This window comes from Pokkaliibacter sp. MBI-7 (assembly GCF_029846635.1).
Lineage (GTDB): Bacteria > Pseudomonadota > Gammaproteobacteria > Pseudomonadales > Balneatricaceae > Pokkaliibacter.
Genome location: NZ_JARVTG010000001.1, coordinates 213,491 through 231,596, shown reverse-complemented (window position 1 = coordinate 231,596; position 18,106 = coordinate 213,491). Strand labels below are relative to the sequence as shown.

Here is an 18,106-nt window from a genome sequence, read left to right as displayed (position 1 = left end):
TACTGTGAGGATATTTTCTAGCCGTTCGTATTTCACGCCTACTGTCCTGGCAATCCTTCTGCATGTCTTGATTATCGGTGCCTTTGTAGTGAACTGGGCTTTTACTTATGAGTCTCGTCCACAACAAATGACGCCTCGCTATGTCAAGGCAGAGGTGATTGATCTCAAGGCTCTAAGCCAGGGTAAGTCGAAAAAGCAACCAGACAAGCAGCGCTTGGCAGACAAAGCCAAGGATGTTGAGCAGGAAAAGCACAAAGCTGAAGAAACGCAGCGTATTGAAGATGAAAAGCGTGCGGCTGAAGAGCAGGCCAAACGAGAGTTAGAAGATCAGCAGAAGGCTCAGCAGCAAGCTCAGGAAAAAGCTGAGGCTGAAGCTGAAAAAGTGGCTGAAGAGAAGAAGAAGGCCCAGGCAGCTGCAGATCAGGCTAAAAAGCAGGCTGCGGAAGATGCTCAGCGTAAAGCGGATGAAGCAGCTAAAAAGCAGGCTGAAGCGGATGCGCGTAAGAAAGCTGAAGCTGATGCTAAGTTGAAGGCTGATCAGGCGGCCAAAGCGAAAGCTGATGCGGAGGCGAAAGCAAAAGCTGAAGCAGACGCCAAGGCCAAAGCTGCAGCTGATGCAAAAGCCAAGGCAGACGCCGAAGCTAAAAAGCAGGCTGATGCCAAGAAGAAAGCAGATGAAGCAGCAAAGAAAAAGGCTGCGGAAGATAAAAAGAAAGCCGATGACGCCAAGCGCAAAGCAGATCAAGCCAAGCGTCAGCAGGAGTTGGATAAAGCGCTCGAAGATGAGCTCAATACCGCTGAGTCCAGCGATGATGCGTCAGTGACTGATGCGATGGCTTACATCAACGAAATGGTGAGTCGCGCATGGACACGTCCGCCATCGGCTCGTAATGACATGGTTGTAGTGTTGCGCATCAACCTTATTGATAGTGGCAAGGTTGTGGATGTAAAGGTGATTAACTCCAGTGGCAACACGGCTTTTGACCAGAGTGCTGTTAATGCGGTCTGGAAGGTGGTCGAGTTTGATGAGTTGCAGAAGCTAGACAGAAGTGCATTTGAGTCTAATTTCCGTAGCTTTAACCTGTGCTTCAATCCTAGTGATCTAAGATTGTAGCAGGGTGTACTGGTAGTGATCGGGGCTCAACCTGTCAAACCTGCTCGATAAGTATGGATTGCGGTGGTGGCTGGAACTGACTTTGCAAAAGTAGGTGTAGCTATGTGGAAGAAGTTGTGGCTGGGGCTTGTTGCTCTTTGCTTTGCCAGTATGGCTCGTGCTGAGCTGACAATTGAAATTACTAAGGGTATGGACAACCCGACACCTATCGCGGTTGTTCCCTTTCAGTGGCAAGGACAGCCATTGAACGACGATATTGCCCAGATAGTCGGAGCTGACCTGCAGCGTAGCGGTCAGTTCAATCCTCTGGACAGAGGCAAGATGCTGAACTGGCCACATGACCAGAGTCAGATTTTCTACCGCGACTGGTCCATTCTGAAACAGGACTATCTGGTGATTGGTCGACTGTCCCAGGCGGGCGGTCAATATCATGCTGAATTTGAGTTGTATGACGTTTTACGTGAGCAGAGAGTGCTGTCCGGTCAGGTAAATGGCGGTATGAACAATCTGCGTGATATTGCTCACTACATCAGTGATCAGATTTATGAAAAATTGACAGGTATTCGTGGTGCTTTCTCTACGCGTATTGCCTATGTTTCCGCCCAGCAATTTGGTGGTGGCAAAGGTAGTTACCGTATGATCGTTGCGGATGCAGATGGTGCACGTCCGCGGACAATTCTGGAATCTGGAGAGCCCATTCTGTCTCCGGCGTGGTCACGCGATGGTAAACGTCTCGCCTATGTTTCTTTTGAGACAAGCCGCCCAGCAATTTATATCCAGGACCTGTCTACCGGGCAGCGTCAGCGTCTTAAATCTTTCCCGGGGCTGAATGGCGCACCGAGCTGGTCACCTGATGGCCGTAAGCTGGCACTTGTGTTGTCTAAAGACGGTAACCCTGAGATCTATACGTTTGACTTGCAAACGCTGCAGTTGGAGCGAATGACCAACCATTTTGCAATCGACACTGAGCCGAGCTGGATGCCTGACGGACAGAGTATGATCTTTACTTCTGATCGCGGTGGCCAGCCACAGATTTATAAGATGAATGTGTTTACTAAGGACGTACAAAGGCTAACTTTTGTTGGTAACTACAATGCCAAAGGAAAGTTGAGTGCTGACGGTCGTTTCCTGGTAACCGTGCACAGAGAGTCGCGCGGAGCCAACTTCCACGTTGCAGTGACTGATCTGCAGAACGGAAGAGTTTTCTCATTGACAGATACAACACTGGATGAGTCTCCAAGTATTGCTCCTAACGGTACGATGGTGATCTATGCCACTAAGGAGGGGGGACGGGGTGTGCTGTCAGTGGTTTCCATGGATGGGCGTTTCAAATATCGCTTGCCCGATGCCACGGGCGATGTACGTGAGCCTGCTTGGTCACCATTCCTGAACTAATCAGTTAGGTGTTCCGAGTTGGAGCTGACAATTCGTAAGTAAACTGCCATTAACTTTTGGTGATACTGGAGAGATCCAAATGAAACTGTCTGCTGTTAGCAAAGCCGTAGCTCTGGGCCTGTCTTTGGCTTGGTTGGCCGGTTGTAGCTCATCTGGCAAAACTACCGATGCAGGTATGGGCCAGAACGATAATTCTACCTATGGCGCTGGCGCTTCTAACGCCAACGGCGGTGTAGATGCATCTGCTATTGCGAACATTCCTTCAGTGTTTTACTTTGACTTCGATAGTTCAGAGATCAAACCTGAATACCGTGATGCGCTGTCTACCCACGCTCAATACATCCGTTCAAACCCATCTGTACACGTTCGTCTGGAAGGTAACACCGACGAATGGGGTACTCGCGAGTACAACATGGCTCTGGGCGAGCGTCGTGCCAAAGCCGTTGCTGCATTCCTGATGGATCAGGGCGTGAGCGCCAGCAACATTGAAACCATCAGCTACGGCGAAGAGAAGCCTGCCAACCCAGCAAGCAACAAAGATGCTTGGGCAGAAAACCGTCGCGTAGAACTGAAATACCAGTGATCTGAGTAAATGCAAATAAAGCCGCTGATTTCCTGTTTAATGATTGGAGCTGTAATCGGCTCCAGTAGCGTATTCGCCGACTCTGTCCCTGTTATAGAGGTGCAGCCGGTTGACGGTAATTCTGCAGGGGGGAGTTATATGACCTCTCCAGGTAGTGTTGGTTCGTCTTCCAACGGCCAATATGAACAGGTTCAGGCATTACAGCGTGAGGTCCAGTCGCTACGCGGATTAATTGAGCAGTTGTCCTATAAGGTTCAGCAGCTTCAGGATGATCAGCGAGATCGATACTCGGATCTTGATCGGCGGCTTTCTGAGCTAAGCTCTTCGTCACAGTCTAGCAGTGAGACGGCGGATGCCGGGGCTGGTCAGGCAGCCAGCTCGGCATCCACTGCTTCCACTGCAGCAGATGCACCATCAGCTTCTGGGTCAGAACAGGACGATTATCGGGCTGCTTTCGAGTTGGTGCGTGCACGTTCGTTTGATCAGGCCGCTGTGGCATACCAGAAGTTTGTGACAAAATATCCTTCCAGTTCTCTGGCTGGTAACTCGTATTACTGGTTAGGCGAAATCTATCTCGTCAAATCTCCTCCTGATGTGGCCAAATCGATGGCTGCATTCAAGACGGTCGTCGACAAGTATTCAGATAACCGAAAAGTACCTGATGCGTTGTACAAGCTTGGCATGTTAAGTGATAAGCAGGGTGACAAGGCGTCAGCGAAGAAATACCTGCAGCAAGTGATGAGTGGCTATGCGGACTCGTCTGCAGCTAAGCTGGCTGGTGATTATCTGAAAGGCATTAAGTAGTCAGTCAGTAGGGTTTGTGGGGTATTTCATCCTTGAATCAACGGGATGTACCTTTATTGATGCGTGGTATACTGTGCCACCCAATAATTAATACACTACTGGTTAGCTTGGTCGGGTAATGTGCAACATGCTTAGCGACAAAGACATCGCCGACAAGGTGCTTGTTAGAGAGCACTTGGCTCATCTCAATGTAACCCCTGTACTTTCCGTTGAAGAAATTGAAGCCTACAAGACAAAGATTAAGGCTCTGCTAAAAGAGAAGAATGCTTGTCTGGTTGCGCATTACTATACCGACCCTGTGCTGCAGGCGCTGGCTGAGGAAACAGGTGGTTGCGTGGCTGACTCTCTTGAGATGGCGCGTTTCGGTAGTAACCATCCTGCTTCTATGCTCGTCGTCGCGGGTGTTCGCTTCATGGGTGAAACTGCGAAGATTCTGAATCCTGAGAAGCGAGTGCTGATGCCTACCCTCGAGGCAACCTGCTCGCTTGATATAGGTTGTCCTGAGCAAGAGTTCTCTCAGTTCTGTGATCAGTATCCCGAGCGGAAGGTTGTGGTTTATGCCAATACCTCCGCTGCCGTGAAGGCGCGAGCGGATTGGGTTGTTACCTCAAGTTGTGCTTTGGATATCGTTGAACATCTGATGGATCAGGGCGAGTCTCTGATCTGGGGGCCAGACCGCCACTTAGGTCGTTATATCGAGCGTGAAACCGGTGCGGATATGCTCATGTGGAATGGCTCCTGCATTGTCCATGAAGAGTTCAAGGCAAAGGGAATTTCTGAGCTTAGAGCTGTTTATCCCGATGCGGCCATTCTTGTGCATCCTGAGTCACCAGAAGCCATGGTAGAGCTGGCAGATGTAGTTGGGTCGACCAGCCAGCTCATAAAAGCCGCCTGTGATATGCCTAATGAAACCTTCATTGTGGCTACTGACAAGGGCATTTTCTATAAAATGCAGCAGTTAGCCCCAACCAAGCGTTTTATTGAGGCACCGACTGGCGGTAACGGCGCAACCTGCCGCAGCTGTGCGCTTTGCCCGTGGATGGCGATGAATAGTTTGCAGTCGTTGCTTGCTGTGTTGGAAACGGAAGATCAAGAGATATTTGTGGATGATGGTTTGCGAGATAAGGCACTTGTCCCGCTGCGGCGCATGCTTGATTTCACCAGTTCCCAGCAGTTGGCGCTTGCAGGAAATGCTTGAATAACCAACTCACTGTGCCTCTCAAACTAAGACGCCGGACGAAACGCTATCCGGCGTTTTTATTTGTTATTTTCTTGTTCTGCTGTCGATTAACATACCAGGTGGCTGAAGTCCCTTATTAGCCTGTTATTGCTCGGTGCCGTCCGGGGAATGGTTAGCGCATGTCTTTTTCCCATTGCTTCCACTCCTTAACCTCATTCTCCTTGGCATCCAGTAGATCGTTTTGTACTACGGTGATGCCGCGAGTATTCCTGGCATAACGGATCTGACGTTCAGCGTCTTCCCATGATGCCGTGCGCAGGAAATACTCAATGCGTGCATCATGAATACCGAAAGTGTCCTTTAGTTTGCCGCGAACCTCTGACAGGTCATACCACAGACCTGCCTGCTCGGGGTGAGCTGCAATCAGATCCTCCAATAGTGCCCGGGCACTCTGGAGCTGGTTTTGATCCTCATAAAACTGTGCTAAGAGGCGGCCTAGCATAAGATTGTCCGGAAACAGCGCAAGATGTTGTTTTAGATAACTGATGGCGCTCGCGCCTTGTCCACTTTCTGCTAGGTATCGGGCGCGCAAGGCTTGAATCAGCAGGCTGTCGTGTTGCTTTTGTTCAAGCCATTGTAGCTCACTGAGTGCGGCGACTGGCTGTTTTCGCTCAATGTAGGTCAGTGCCAATCCGTAGTGGCCACCAGGATCACTCGGGAGTTCTCTGACCCGTGACTGGTAGTAGCTGAGAGTGGCCTGATTCGCTTTGTTCAGGAGGACTCGAGCACGCGCTTGCATCATTAGAAAACGGGTGTCTGCCGCATGGGGGCGACGAGGGTAGGTTGCTGCACGTGCCTGAGAATCAGCAATTCGCTTTTCTGTCAGCGGGTGGCTTAACAGCATCTCGGGTACCTTGGTGCTGTTGCCGTAGTCTCGCTGCAGTTTGCTCAGCATGTCTGGCATGGCCTGAGGGTCAAATCCGGCGTTTGCTAAAACGGCAATGCCAATCCGGTCTGCTTCTGCTTCATGCAGTCGGCTGAATGCCAGTGAGCGGCCCTGATTTGCCGCGAGCGACGAGGTGACTGCTGCTCCCCCAACATCCGCGTTGCCGCTTGCGACGCCCGCCAGAATGCCAGCGATGGTGGCAGCTATCCAGTATGGGCGCTCACGTTCCTGCTGCGCGCGTTGCAGAGCGTAATGACGTTGACTCAGGTGACTAAGTTCATGCGCAAGCACGGAAGCAAGCTGGTCCTGATTGTCGGTATACATCAACATCCCCGCGTTGATGCCAATAAGTGCGCCGGGTACGGCAAAGGCATTCAATTCTGTTGTGTCCAGCACCACAACATTCAGATTTGTGTTGGGGAGATTGCTGTAAGGAGCCAGTTGATAGAGGATGTCGGTCACGTAGGATTCGAGTGCGGGGTCATCCAGCGTGCTTCCACTTCCCTGTAACCGCCGTAACATGTAGTCGCCTATGCGATTTTCCTCGGTAATCGATACACTGGCAGACGAGTAATCGCCCAATACCGGTAGATTCAGATCAAGTGCATGCACTGCTGTTGGCAAACAGCAGGTGGTAGCAAGAGCCAGCAATAAATGGCGCACACTGTTTCTCCGTTTACAGGTCGTGAGGCAGTCTAACGAGTGAGTGAGACCGGCTCAATGGTGCGCGGGTGTCAAATTTTTGCTATACAGGCGCCATGCAGAATCATGCATGGAATGAGTAAGGTGAGTTGCGGGGCAATGGTGACAAGCAAAGAGCAAATGTTGGATGCGACCGGGTTGATGTGTCCTATGCCCCTGCTGAAAGCGAAGCAGGCCTTGCGCCAGTTGCAGGCTGGGCAAATATTGCATGTGATGGCATCAGATGCTGGCTCATCGCGGGATATTCCCGTGTTCGTGCATCGAAGTGGGCATACGTTACAGCGTAGTGAAGAAATCGACGGTATTTTCCACTTCTGGATAGCCAAAGGGCTGGAGTAACTAATGTTTGAGGTTCTGGGTCGGTGGATCGAGCGTCACTTCTCTAACGAAGAGGCGCTGGTGCTGTTCTTTCAACTGTTGATGGCGTTTCTGATTATTGTATTCATGGGGGGAATTCTAGCTCCTGTGTTTGCCAGTATTATCCTCGCTTTCTTACTGCAGGGCGTAGTGAGTTGGATTGAGCGACGAGGTGTCAGGCATACTTTTGCAGTCTCCCTGGTGTTTCTGGTTGCGGTCGGTCTGTTTTTTGGCTTCGTGGTGTTTTTGCTGCCGATTATCTGGGGGCAGTTCAATAATTTACTGAAGGAACTGCCACGCATGCTCAATGAAGGGCAGGCCTCATTAATGTTGTTACCTGAAAAGTACCCGGATCTGATTTCTTCGGGGCAGGTCAAGAATTGGATATCACAAGCGACTGGGGAAGTAGGGAAGCTCGGTCAGCTGGTTGTTAGTTTTTCACTTTCATCGATTGCGAATTTAATGACGATGCTGGTTTACAGCGTATTGGTGCCCATACTCATGTTCTTTTTCATGAAGGATGGCACACTTATCACACGTTGGTGGGCAGGTAACTTTCTCCCCAAGAAGCGTAAGCTCCTGAATCAGGTGTGGGTGGAAATGGATGCCCAGATATCAAATTACGTCAGGGGTAAAGTCATTGAGATCGTCATCGTAGGTATTGCTACTTACGTAGCTTTCGCTCTTTTGGGTTTGAACTATGCCGCGCTGCTGGCGCTTCTTGTCGGGTTGTCGGTGGTCATTCCCTACATCGGCGCAGCTGTCGTGACCATCCCTGTAGCATTGATAGCCTATTTCCAGTGGGGTTGGTCCAATGACTTTATCTGGCTAATGGTGGCGTACGGCATCATTCAGGCACTGGATGGAAATGTGCTGGTGCCACTGCTGTTTTCGGAAGCTGTCAATCTGCACCCCGTTGCTATCATTCTCGCTGTACTGGTTTTTGGCGGAGTCTGGGGGCTCTGGGGGGTCTTCTTCGCAATTCCTCTGGCTACGCTGTGCAAAGCAGTATTGCATGCTTGGCCTCGTTCCTCTGAGGTGGTGACATCGCAGTAGACATAGAGTGCTAGTATGAAGTGCATCAATGGCGACAATGGCGCTGTAAGATCAGTCAACGTGCCATCAATGCTCTTCATGAGACTTTCCGGAAGTTCAGCCTGCGTTGAGCACCTGAGCTTGCTCCAGCACTTCTTTGACATGGTCTTTGACTTTGACCTTGCGCCATTCTTTCTGCAATATGCCTTCTGCATCAATAAGGAAGGTGCTGCGCTCTACACCGAGGCTTTCACGCCCATACATTTTTTTCAGTTTGATAACATCGAATAGCTGGCAAAGACTTTCGTCCTGGTCGCTGATCAGCGCAAAGGGGAAGCTCTGTTTTTGACAAAAATTTTCGTGGCTCTTCAAACTGTCGCGAGAAACACCAAAAACTACGGTATTTGCCGTAGTAAACTGCTGATGGTAATTGCGGAAATCCTGACCTTCAGTGGTGCAGCCCGGGGTGTTGTCCTTGGGGTAAAAATAGATAACCACTTGCTTCCCTTTCAGCTCCTCCAGCGATACGGTTCCCTGAGTGCTGATGGCTGTAAATGCAGGCACTGGCTGGTCAATGACGACTTTACTCATCTTTCCTGTTCTCCCTAAAAATACCTTACAAAAGACGGTCTATACTGGGGGCGTCTTGGACAATTGCAACCTGCTAATTGGCTTGCCTTTGCTTGTTCGTGCTTTAGAATGAGGCGGCAATTTGATGTGGGTTGCCATTTTTAGTTCTGAGCATCCACCCGGCCTATACAGCTACACGACAGCACGGTGTACGCTGAGTTTCAGGGAGTAGATCTCTGCTTGCAGAAAATCTGCTCAGTAATGGAGTCATCATGATTAAAGGTAGCCTGGTTGCACTGGTCACTCCCATGACCTCGATGGGGGATGTCGACTGGGCAATGCTTGACCGGCTAGTAGAACTCCATATTGAGGCCGGTACCAGTGCTATTGTTGCCGTTGGGACGACAGGTGAGTCCGCTACGTTAGACAATGACGAGCATCTGGCCGTCATCAGCAGGGTAGTCCGGCGTTCTGGTAGTCGTATTCACGTAATGGCGGGTACGGGTGCCAATGCAACCTCTGAAGCAGTGGCGCTGACACGTGCGGCTACAGATGCTGGTGCTGACAGCTGTTTGTCTGTTGTTCCTTACTACAACAAGCCTACCCAAGAAGGTCTTTATCAGCATTTTTCCGCTATTGCTGCGGCGGTGGATATTGATCTTTATCTTTACAATGTTCCAGGGCGAACTGTGTGCGACATGCTACCGGAGACAGTGGTTCGGCTAGCTGAGGACGTGCCAAATATCGTTGGGCTAAAGGATGCTACAGGTATTCTGGAACGTGCACGGTGGCTGTTGGAGCATCTGCCAGAGGGATTTGCCCTGTATTCTGGAGATGATGCCACCGCGCTAGATCTTATTCTGTTGGGTGGTCAGGGCAATATCTCTGTGACAGCCAACGTGGCACCTGCGTTGATGGCCGATATGTGTCGTCTTGCGCTGCAAGGCAATGTGAATGAAGCCCGCATCATCAACGAAAGGTTGATGCCACTGCACCAAAATCTGTTTGTCGAGTCTAATCCAATTCCAGTGAAATGGGCTATGGCTGAGCTGGACATGATTCAGACTGGTATACGTTTGCCCCTCACTACTCTCTCTAACCAGTACCATGACCTCGTCCGACAGGCGCTGGCTCATGCAGGTCTTATTTAAGGAGTACCTAGTGTCGTCTACTTTCACTAAGGTTCTGATCGCGACTGCTATTGGCAGTTTGCTGGCTGGCTGTGGGAGCAATCAGCAGAAAGAAAAAGCCAACCAGCAAGGCTTTTTTCAGGATAAGTTGACCAAATATCAGCAATCGCAGGTACTGCCTCCATTGCAGGTGCCTCAACATCTTCAGGCAACGACGTCCAATCTGGAAAATATTTATCCAGTGACCAACGTAGATAAAACCGGCTCGAAAAGTGAGCAATACAGCCGTGCACCGCGCCCTGCGTTCTTTTATGCAGAAGTGGGTAACGACGAGGTCTATATGAATCGTACCGATGGAGAAAAGTACATCTCCGTTGCCGATGCGCCAGCTCAGGTATGGCCTCGTATGTTGCAGTACTTTGAGTACAACGGCATCAAGCTTGATAAGAAAGATCCTGCCGATGGTGTAATGGAAACCCAGTGGCTGGTCAGAGATGACAATGCTCCCGGCTTCGTTGATAACCTGTTGTCCTACATTTACCTGACCAGTGATCAGCGTAACGCCGACAAGCTGCGTGTCGAGTTGCGTCCTATCGATGGTGGGCGTACCGAAATTCGCGTCAAGCACTATGCCGTTAACATCAAGGAATATGAGTCAGGTAAGGCTGTAGCTGACTGGTCAAAGCCTGACAGTACCCTGAGCTATAAAAATCAGGTCATGTATGAAATCCTGAGTTATCTGAGCTCAGCTAAAGATGAGCAGTCTGCCATCAGCTATCTGGATCAGCAGCGTAAGCAGAAGGAAGACCATCAGGCACTGATGGGGCAGAACGAGCGTGGCTATCCGGTATTGCAGATTCAAACCGGCATGGACTCTGCGTGGGAGTCTCTCAACTCTGCATTGAGTCGAGCCAACTTTGATGTTGGTACTCGCGATCGTGACACTGGCATTTTCTATCTGACCTATACCACGACCCTACAGATGCAGGAGCACAAGAAGGGGTTCTTCGAATGGCTGCATTCTGATAAGGAGCCGATCACGCTCAGCTCCGACACTATCGGCAAGATTCTGGGTGTGTCTTCTGATGGGAAGAAAAAGGTCGTCAAATACTCCTCCCAGACTAATGAAAATCCTGATGCGGCTATCAGCAAAGACGATGCACTGGCGCAGATGGACGGTTACAAGATCTGGCTGGGCGGCCGGGTTATCTATGTTTTCCGCAAGGGGCAGGATAACGTCGGGTTCTGGGATAAACAGTCTGGTACCTACAAGCATACAGGTCGCTATCAATTGCGCCTGAGCCGTACCCGTCAGGGGGTGTTGGTATCCGTTTACACTGATCAGGACACCTTGGCGACACCAGAGGTTGCTGAGGAAATGCTGTGGAAGCTGAAAAATCAGATGATTGAAGTGGCTGACAAGAGCGCTTCAGGGTCCTGATTTTCAGATCGTTATATCTTGACTACAGGCCGCTTGCCTTTGGCGAGCGGTTTTTTATTTAACGCTCTAGTGACGTACTTAAGTTTAAGTGGAGATGACCATGGAAAAGCGTGCACAGCTTTATGCGGGCAAAGCCAAGTCCGTGTATGAAACCGACGATCATGATCTGTTGATCATGCTGTTCCGTGACGACACTTCTGCCTTTGACGGCAAGAAGATTGATCAGCTGGACCGCAAAGGAATGGTGAACAACAAGTTCAACGCATTCATCATGGAAAAGTTGGCTGCTGCAGGCATTCCTTGTCACTTTGTTAAGCGTCTGTCGGATACCGAAAGCGTTGTTAAGCGCCTGGACATGATGCCAATCGAATGTGTTGTGCGTAACATCGCCGCGGGTGGATTGGTTCGTCGTCTGGGTGTTGAAGAAGGAAAAGAGCTGAATCCGCCCACATTTGAGCTGTTCCTGAAGAACGATGCGCTGGGTGATCCCATGATCAACGAGTCTTATGTTGAGGCTTTTGGTTGGGCTAAGTCGGAGCATCTGGCCAAGGCCAAAGAGCTGACTTTCCAGGTCAATACCGTGCTCAAGAAACTCTTCCTTGATGCTGGTATTTTATTGGTCGACTACAAGTTGGAGTTTGGTGTGTTTAAGGGTGAAGTGGTGCTGGGTGATGAGTTCAGCCCGGACGGTTGCCGTTTGTGGGATGCCGAAACCCGTAAGAAGCTGGACAAAGACCGCTTCCGTCAGGGCTTGGGTAATGTTATCGAGGCCTACGAAGAGGTGGGTAAGCGCCTCGGTATTGATTTCGACAACTGATAAGGACAATCGGGGCTTCATAAGCCTCGGTGGATGAGCAAAGCCCTGACTGTGTAGTCAGGGCTTTTTCATTCTAGAGGAGTCCAGACTGGGCTTCTTGCATGGGCAGGTAAGTGCGACACCATGCCGCATAGTGGTTTTGGTACCTGAGGGTAGACTGCATCCATCTTTCGTTGGATCTTTGCTATGTCTATCAAACCCCTTCTCCTGTTTAGTACTCTTCTTGTCAGTTCTGCAGCCTTCGCCCACATAACGCTGGAGCAACCGAGCGCGCCGGCTGGCAGTTACTATAAGGCAACCTTTCGTGTTCCTCATGGTTGCGAGGGGCTCGCCACGACGGGGATTACCATCGAACTCCCGGATGCCTTCCATAACGCACACCCCATGCCTAAAGCGGGATGGGTACTCAGTGCTATGACACGTAAAGAAATACATGAGCCCGCAAGTATAAGCTGGAGCGAGGGTAATGCCAGTCAGTTAAGCTGACTGGCATTTTTATTTCTGGTCGGATACTTGGACGGCTTGGGCTTGACCACCCGCGGGTAACTGCGCTCCTCACGTCGATGAGGCAGGACGTAGTGCATGGCCGAAGCCTGTAGTTCAGCCAGGTAGCGAGGGATGTTGCCTGGATGATTCAAAGAGACCCCGTTCAAGAAGCCCAGGATCGCCCAGGTGCAGGCGGTGAAACTCATTTCGCAGGGGGAGATGCCAGGGCAGTGGCGACTCATTTCCAGCATTTGATAACGCAGCAGATTGTACCCCAGCAGTACGCCCCACAGCTCTTGTTCAATCATCTCCGGCGTTTTACTGCGCAGTGTGTAGTGACCCGCGAGCATGCCTTGCTTCATTTCTCGATAGCCCAATTCGATTTCCCAACGCTGGCTGTACAGATCCACGATGTCATCTGGCGGAAAGCGCAGAGGATCGATCATCGAAGTCAGTACTTGCCGGACTTTGCCCTTGATGGTCTTGCTTAATAACCTGGCCTGTAGCGTGTCGGGCAGCTCGGGCCATTGCTTACGCGCCTGCGGCGAGGTCTTCAGCGAGACGATGGCATCCTGGCGCCCCAGCTTGTATAGCACCTCATATTGAGCATCCTTGCGCAGCGGCAGTAGCCAATGGCGCTGAGTGCCTGTTTGTTGCCAGCGATGAAGAAGCCCCAGCGAATAGAAGCCACGGTCGAACAAGGTCAGCGAGTGATCGGGTGTGCTGTCGATCAGTTGTTCGGCCAGCTTCATCTCGTTGCTGTGATAACCGGCAAAAGCACTGCTCACCAGCATGTGACTGGTCAGTTCCATCTGGCAGACCATGCGCACTTGGGGATAGCCGGTATCGCCATGCTGATTACTGGCGCTGCCATAGTGCTTGCGGTTGTCGTCCGTATCCGCTGTGCGCCAGACCACGCCATCGACACTGAGCAGGCGCAAACCCGCCCAGGTGGGGTGATTGGCGCTGGCATGCCAGCGTTGTTGCGTCAGGGAAAAGACTTCTCGCACCGCCGCACTGCCCAAGCGTTGCCGACCTTGCACGATGGCACTGGGTGCTACCAATGGCCTCTGCCCAGGCAGCATGATGTCCATACGACTCGCAGCATCCCAGGCCGACATCCGGCGAAACAACGCCATGGCGATCACGCACCAGATCATGGACTCAAGAGGGAGGCGTCGCTTACGTATGGTCGCCACTCCCGCCGTTTCCAGTGCGGTGCTGACCAGGTCTGGATCAAGCAGCGCCCCCAGTTCATCAAGGGCGTGAGTAGTAGAAGCGGCTTCGTGAGTCAGTGCCAAGGCGCGGGACAGTCGCATAAAAAATCCGATGCTCAAAACAAGCATCGGATTTTCGTTTCAGGGCGCAAAAGGTCAAGCTGTTGGGCTTAACTGACTGGCATTAGGAGCGAGGGCTCTTTACCCAACGAGTGGTACGACGAGTTTGTTGTGCGCGGGCAGTTGGCCAAAGATGCTCCTGAGCTACTGAGTTTTACTGTTGTGCAGCAATGTGGTGATGTAGTTGAGAGATGGGATCAGCCTATGCCTGCCGACGAGCATGCAGCAGAGCCCGAATATCCTGCGCCAGTATTGCATGTCACTATGCAACCAACCGAGCATCACCATTAGACTGAGCTTTGTTGTGCAGTGGTGTGCGAGTGCGCGATAAGCACGTTCACACCTTTGCGGTGGAACATGACTGATGCGATAAAATGAACTCGGCCTGCAATTGCAGGCCGATTGGTACTGGCGTCGATGCTTGAGCAGGTGTTACAGCAGCAAAGTGACCGCAAGCAGACCGGTAAGAGACATCACAATAGTGTAGGGGAGTGCCATCACTACCATGGTGCCATAAGAAAGACGGATCAGAGGTGCGACGGCGGAGGTCAGCAGGAATAAGAACGCGGCTTGTCCATTAGGGGTTGCTACACTGGGTATGTTGGTGCCGGTGTTGATGGCGACGGCTAGTTTATCGAAATGTTCACGGCTGATATCGCCATGGTGCAATGCATCCAGTACTTCGTTGATATAGACGGTCGCTACGAAGACGTTGTCACTGATGGCAGATAGCAGGCCGTTGGCAATGAAGAAGATGCCCGGCTGAGCATGCAGATCCTGCTGCAGTACCCAGTGGATGATAGGCTGGAACAGATGTTGCTCATGGATGATGGAGACAATCGAGAAGAACACCACCAGAAGTGCAGTGAAGGGGAGTGCTTCTTCAAATGAACGGCCAATCTGATGTTCGTCAGTAATGCCATTGAGAGCGGTCAGCAGGATAATAACCATAAGACCGATCAGACCGACTTCTGCCAGATGCAATGCCAGTGACAGGATCAGGATGATCGCCACAATACCCTGAACGCATAGAATCAGACGATCACGATCAGTACGCTTGGCATCTTCGATATTGGCAAACTCCTGAAGAATAGTGCGAACGTTGTCAGGCAGGGTCTCACCGTAACCAAAGAGTTTAAATTTCTCCAGCAAGACACAGGTCACGAGACCCAGCGCCAGTACCGGCATAGTGACCGGGGCCATGTTGATAAAAAACTGGGCGAAGTGCCATCCCGCTTTCTCAGCAATCAGCAGGTTTTGTGGTTCACCTACCAGGGTGCATACGCCGCCCAGTGCTGTACCTACTGCACCATGCATCAACAAACTGCGTAGAAAAGAGCGGAAACGCTCGAGATCTGCCGAGTGGTTGGGGCCTACACCAACATCATCAGAGTGATCGTGATCATCAGGGTGATGCAGCACCTTACCAGAGGCAACCCGGTGATAGACGGCATAGAAGCCCACACACACGCTGATAAGTACCGCTGTCACGGTCAGAGCGTCCAGGAACGCAGAGAGGAAGGCGGAGGAAATGGAGAACAGCAGTGCCAGACTGGTCTTGGATTTCACCTTCAGCAATATCTGCGTGAATCCGGTCAGTAGCATTGACTTCATGAAATAGATGCCTGACACCATAAACATCAGCAGCAGAATGACGGCGAGGTTGTTGCTTACCTCCTCGTAGACGCTTTCGGCTGAAGTCATGCCAATGACAATCGCCTCAAGCGCTAGCAATCCTCCGGGCTGGAGTGGGTAGCACTTCAATGCTAGCGCCAGGGTGAAAATGAATTCAAAGATCAGAATCCAGCCGGTCGTGACCGGGCCGACCACATGAAGCAGGATCGGATTGGCAACCAGAAAGCAGATGATGGCCTGCTTGTACCAAACCGGGGAGTTGCCCAGGAAATTTCGAAAAAGAGCCTGAGTGAGTTGTCCTGCCATTGGTCGCTATATCCTGTAGTGAGATTTCTATTCTGCCTGACGCGTATCAACTGCGGGGCAAGCCTAGCAACTTACAAAAAATGAAGAAAGTAATTTTGCAGCATAGTCAAAGGCTGCACTATGTCGACTTATGGTACCTGTGTGTTGACTTCTTCAGGTGAACATGGAGGAATCCTGTCACAGCAACTTCGGCCTGTCATGATTGCGTGGCGTCGCAAGGTAAATGAAGGTCTTTTTTGTCACGAAAGGTAGGAGTGCATAATGCGTTTTGTGATTACCCCGCCACGGGAGGCGAGGGCCGAGTCTGACCTTTTTGTGCTGTTACACAAAGGCGAAATCGTAGTGTCAGCAACTGGCGGCTACCTTCATCTTCTGTCGGACATTTTCCCGCTACTGAAGCAGAGTGCGTTGAGCATGTTGGGGGAGTGGCAGGGCGTGGCTGTCTGGGTGGGGATTATTGATGATCTGCCGCAGGGTGCGACCACAGCAGGGGTTCGTAGTTTATTGATGATGGCGAGCCTGGATGAGTTCACTATTCTGGCTAGAGCTGTGCAAGTGACTCACTGGCTGGAGCAGCATCGTTTTTGCGGCCGCTGTGGCACTGTGACGATAGCAATCGAGGGCGAGATGGCAAGAGGGTGCCCTGCATGTGGCTTGCGCGCCTATCCTCGTATCTCACCCTGTATCATTGTGCTGGTGCGACGGGGCAGAGAGGCACTGTTAGCGCGATCACCGCAGTTTGCACCTGGTCGGTATAGTACGCTGGCGGGTTTTATCGAGGCCGGCGAGACGGTTGAAGATGCGGTGCATCGTGAGGTGTTCGAGGAGGTGGGAGTGCGGATTGATAACCTGCGCTATGTCAGCAGTCAGTCATGGCCGTTCCCCCACTCGCTGATGCTGGGCTTCGAGGCAGACTATGTCAGTGGCGACATCACTCCTCAGCCAGGTGAAATAGAAGATGCGCAGTGGTGGACTCCCGAAGCACTGCCGGACCTGCCACCGTCGGTATCCATCTCACGGCTGCTCATCGACCGCTGGCTGGCGCATAGCCGTTAAGGGCAGAGAGATGTCTGAATACGGCAGGGCAGGTTTTGTTATGATGCAGCCCGACAACAGTTGCAGATAATGCAAGTTATGAAAGCAGGAGAAGTAAGACCTTGGAACTACTTGCAGAGTACGGATTATTTGTTGCCAAGAGTTTGACTCTGGTGGTCCTGATTGTATTGGCCATTGTGGCAGTATTTGCTGCTGGCCGTGGCAATAAAGGGCCTGAAGACGGGCGACTGGAAGTTCGTCATCTCAACGACTGGCTTGAAGACATGCAGCAAGCCATTAAAGGTCATGTGCTCAGTAAGGCCGAGCTGAAGGCTGAGGCTAAAGCGCGTAAGAAGGAAGATAAAGTCAAGGCAAAAGCTGCCAAACACAGTGAAGACAGCGAAGTTGAAAAGCGTGTTTACGTTCTGGATTTCAATGGAGATATCAAAGCATCGGCAGTAGAGCATCTGCGTGAAGAGATCACTGCTTTGCTGACCCTGGCGCGGCCAGGCGTCGATGAGGTCATGCTGCGTCTGGAAAGCCCCGGGGGTGTAGTCCATGGCTATGGTCTGGCAGCGTCTCAGTTGGAGCGCATCCGTGCTGCATCGTTAAAACTGACCATCTGTGTTGACAAAGTGGCTGCCAGTGGGGGGTACATGATGGCGTGTATCGCCGACGAGCTGGTAGCTGCTCCCTTTGCTGTTCTGGGCTCCATCGGTGTGGTCGCACAGGTGCCCAACATTCATCGCCTGTTGAAGAAAAATGATGTTGATGTTGATGTGCTGACTGCTGGGGAATACAAACGCACGCTCACCGTGTTGGGAGAAAATACTGACAAGGCGCGGGAGAAGTTCAAACAGGATCTTGAACAGACTCATGAGTTGTTCAAAGGGCTAGTCAGTTCTTACAGGCCTCAGCTGGATATGGCAAAAGCCGCGACCGGGGAAATCTGGTACGGCAAACAAGCAGTGGAAACGGGCATGGTTGATTCGCTGATGACCAGTGATCAATGGGTCATGCAAGCCTGTAAGGCCTCTGAGGTCTACTGGCTGCGCTATACCGTGCGCAAGGGTTTGCAAGCCAAAATTGGTGGTATGTTTGCGGCAGTGTGGGAGCAGGGCTTCGACAAGCTTGGACAGTGGCTGGAGTCGTCGCGCTTCCATCGTTGAGATGCGGTCATTAAGCATCGGGCATATCGTTATATTGCTATTTACCAGACTGGGCACGATCCCA

General features: G+C 51.4%; 16 protein-coding genes. 12 read left to right on the top strand and 4 right to left on the bottom strand.

The features are described from left to right. Nucleotides 1–4: 4 nt before the first annotated feature. The 5 genes from tolA to nadA all read left to right on the top strand — a co-directional run bounded on the left by tolA (nucleotide 5) and on the right by nadA (nucleotide 5,094). Nucleotides 5–1,114: a cell envelope integrity protein TolA gene (gene tolA, locus QCD60_RS01180; protein ID WP_279781609.1), complete on the top strand. Its 1,110-nt coding sequence runs from the start codon at nucleotides 5–7 to the stop codon at nucleotides 1,112–1,114. 102 nt (nucleotides 1,115–1,216) lie between these two features. Further along, complete coding sequence (tolB, locus tag QCD60_RS01175) at nucleotides 1,217–2,509, top strand: Tol-Pal system beta propeller repeat protein TolB (RefSeq protein WP_104154884.1); 1,293 nt, start codon at nucleotides 1,217–1,219, stop codon at nucleotides 2,507–2,509. A gap of 79 nt (nucleotides 2,510–2,588) precedes the next feature. Next, nucleotides 2,589–3,092, top strand: coding sequence for a peptidoglycan-associated lipoprotein Pal (pal, locus tag QCD60_RS01170; protein ID WP_104154883.1), 504 nt, complete (start codon nucleotides 2,589–2,591; stop codon nucleotides 3,090–3,092). 9 nt (nucleotides 3,093–3,101) lie between these two features. After that, entirely contained in the window at nucleotides 3,102–3,896 is a 795-nt protein-coding gene (ybgF, locus tag QCD60_RS01165) for a tol-pal system protein YbgF (RefSeq protein ID WP_279781606.1), read from the top strand. Between the two features lie 127 nt (nucleotides 3,897–4,023). Continuing rightward, nucleotides 4,024–5,094, top strand: coding sequence for a quinolinate synthase NadA (nadA, locus tag QCD60_RS01160; protein ID WP_279781604.1), 1,071 nt, complete (start codon nucleotides 4,024–4,026; stop codon nucleotides 5,092–5,094). 154 nt (nucleotides 5,095–5,248) lie between these two features. Here nadA and QCD60_RS01155 read toward each other — a convergent pair whose 3' ends face one another. Continuing rightward, nucleotides 5,249–6,685, bottom strand: coding sequence for a M48 family metalloprotease (locus QCD60_RS01155; protein ID WP_279781602.1), 1,437 nt, complete (start codon nucleotides 6,683–6,685; stop codon nucleotides 5,249–5,251). A 138-nt stretch (nucleotides 6,686–6,823) separates the two neighbouring features. Here QCD60_RS01155 and QCD60_RS01150 point away from each other — a divergent pair, with 138 nt between their 5' ends. Together QCD60_RS01150 and QCD60_RS01145 are read left to right on the top strand one after the other, a co-directional pair. Further along, nucleotides 6,824–7,063: a sulfurtransferase TusA family protein gene (locus QCD60_RS01150; protein WP_104154948.1), complete on the top strand. Its 240-nt coding sequence runs from the start codon at nucleotides 6,824–6,826 to the stop codon at nucleotides 7,061–7,063. A 3-nt stretch (nucleotides 7,064–7,066) separates the two neighbouring features. After that, nucleotides 7,067–8,137, top strand: coding sequence for an AI-2E family transporter (locus tag QCD60_RS01145; protein ID WP_279781598.1), 1,071 nt, complete (start codon nucleotides 7,067–7,069; stop codon nucleotides 8,135–8,137). A gap of 96 nt (nucleotides 8,138–8,233) precedes the next feature. Here QCD60_RS01145 and QCD60_RS01140 read toward each other — a convergent pair whose 3' ends face one another. Continuing rightward, complete coding sequence (locus QCD60_RS01140) at nucleotides 8,234–8,707, bottom strand: peroxiredoxin (RefSeq protein ID WP_279781596.1); 474 nt, start codon at nucleotides 8,705–8,707, stop codon at nucleotides 8,234–8,236. 251 nt (nucleotides 8,708–8,958) lie between these two features. On the opposite strand from QCD60_RS01140, the gene dapA reads away from it, so the two are divergent. The 3 genes from dapA to purC all read left to right on the top strand — a co-directional run bounded on the left by dapA (nucleotide 8,959) and on the right by purC (nucleotide 12,074). After that, a complete protein-coding gene (dapA, locus tag QCD60_RS01135; protein WP_279781594.1) occupies nucleotides 8,959–9,837 on the top strand; it encodes a 4-hydroxy-tetrahydrodipicolinate synthase in 879 nt (292 codons plus the stop codon). Between the two features lie 10 nt (nucleotides 9,838–9,847). Next, entirely contained in the window at nucleotides 9,848–11,257 is a 1,410-nt protein-coding gene (gene bamC / locus QCD60_RS01130) for an outer membrane protein assembly factor BamC (protein ID WP_279781591.1), read from the top strand. A gap of 100 nt (nucleotides 11,258–11,357) precedes the next feature. Beyond that, a complete protein-coding gene (gene purC, locus QCD60_RS01125) occupies nucleotides 11,358–12,074 on the top strand; it encodes a phosphoribosylaminoimidazolesuccinocarboxamide synthase (protein WP_104154876.1) in 717 nt (238 codons plus the stop codon). Between the two features lie 473 nt (nucleotides 12,075–12,547). Here purC and QCD60_RS01120 read toward each other — a convergent pair whose 3' ends face one another. Together QCD60_RS01120 and nhaB are read right to left on the bottom strand one after the other, a co-directional pair. Beyond that, entirely contained in the window at nucleotides 12,548–13,879 is a 1,332-nt protein-coding gene (locus QCD60_RS01120) for an IS4 family transposase (RefSeq protein ID WP_279781589.1), read from the bottom strand. A gap of 450 nt (nucleotides 13,880–14,329) precedes the next feature. After that, on the bottom strand, nucleotides 14,330–15,838 hold the full coding sequence (nhaB, locus tag QCD60_RS01115) for a sodium/proton antiporter NhaB (RefSeq protein WP_279781586.1): 1,509 nt from the start codon (nucleotides 15,836–15,838) through the stop codon (nucleotides 14,330–14,332). Between the two features lie 261 nt (nucleotides 15,839–16,099). On the opposite strand from nhaB, the gene nudC reads away from it, so the two are divergent. After that, the gene (gene nudC / locus QCD60_RS01110; RefSeq protein WP_279781584.1) at nucleotides 16,100–16,894 is read left to right on the top strand and encodes an NAD(+) diphosphatase; all 795 of its coding nucleotides are present in this window, start codon (nucleotides 16,100–16,102) and stop codon (nucleotides 16,892–16,894) included. A 101-nt stretch (nucleotides 16,895–16,995) separates the two neighbouring features. Beyond that, a complete protein-coding gene (gene sohB, locus QCD60_RS01105) occupies nucleotides 16,996–18,042 on the top strand; it encodes a protease SohB (protein WP_279781582.1) in 1,047 nt (348 codons plus the stop codon). The last annotated feature ends 64 nt before the right edge of the window (nucleotides 18,043–18,106 follow it).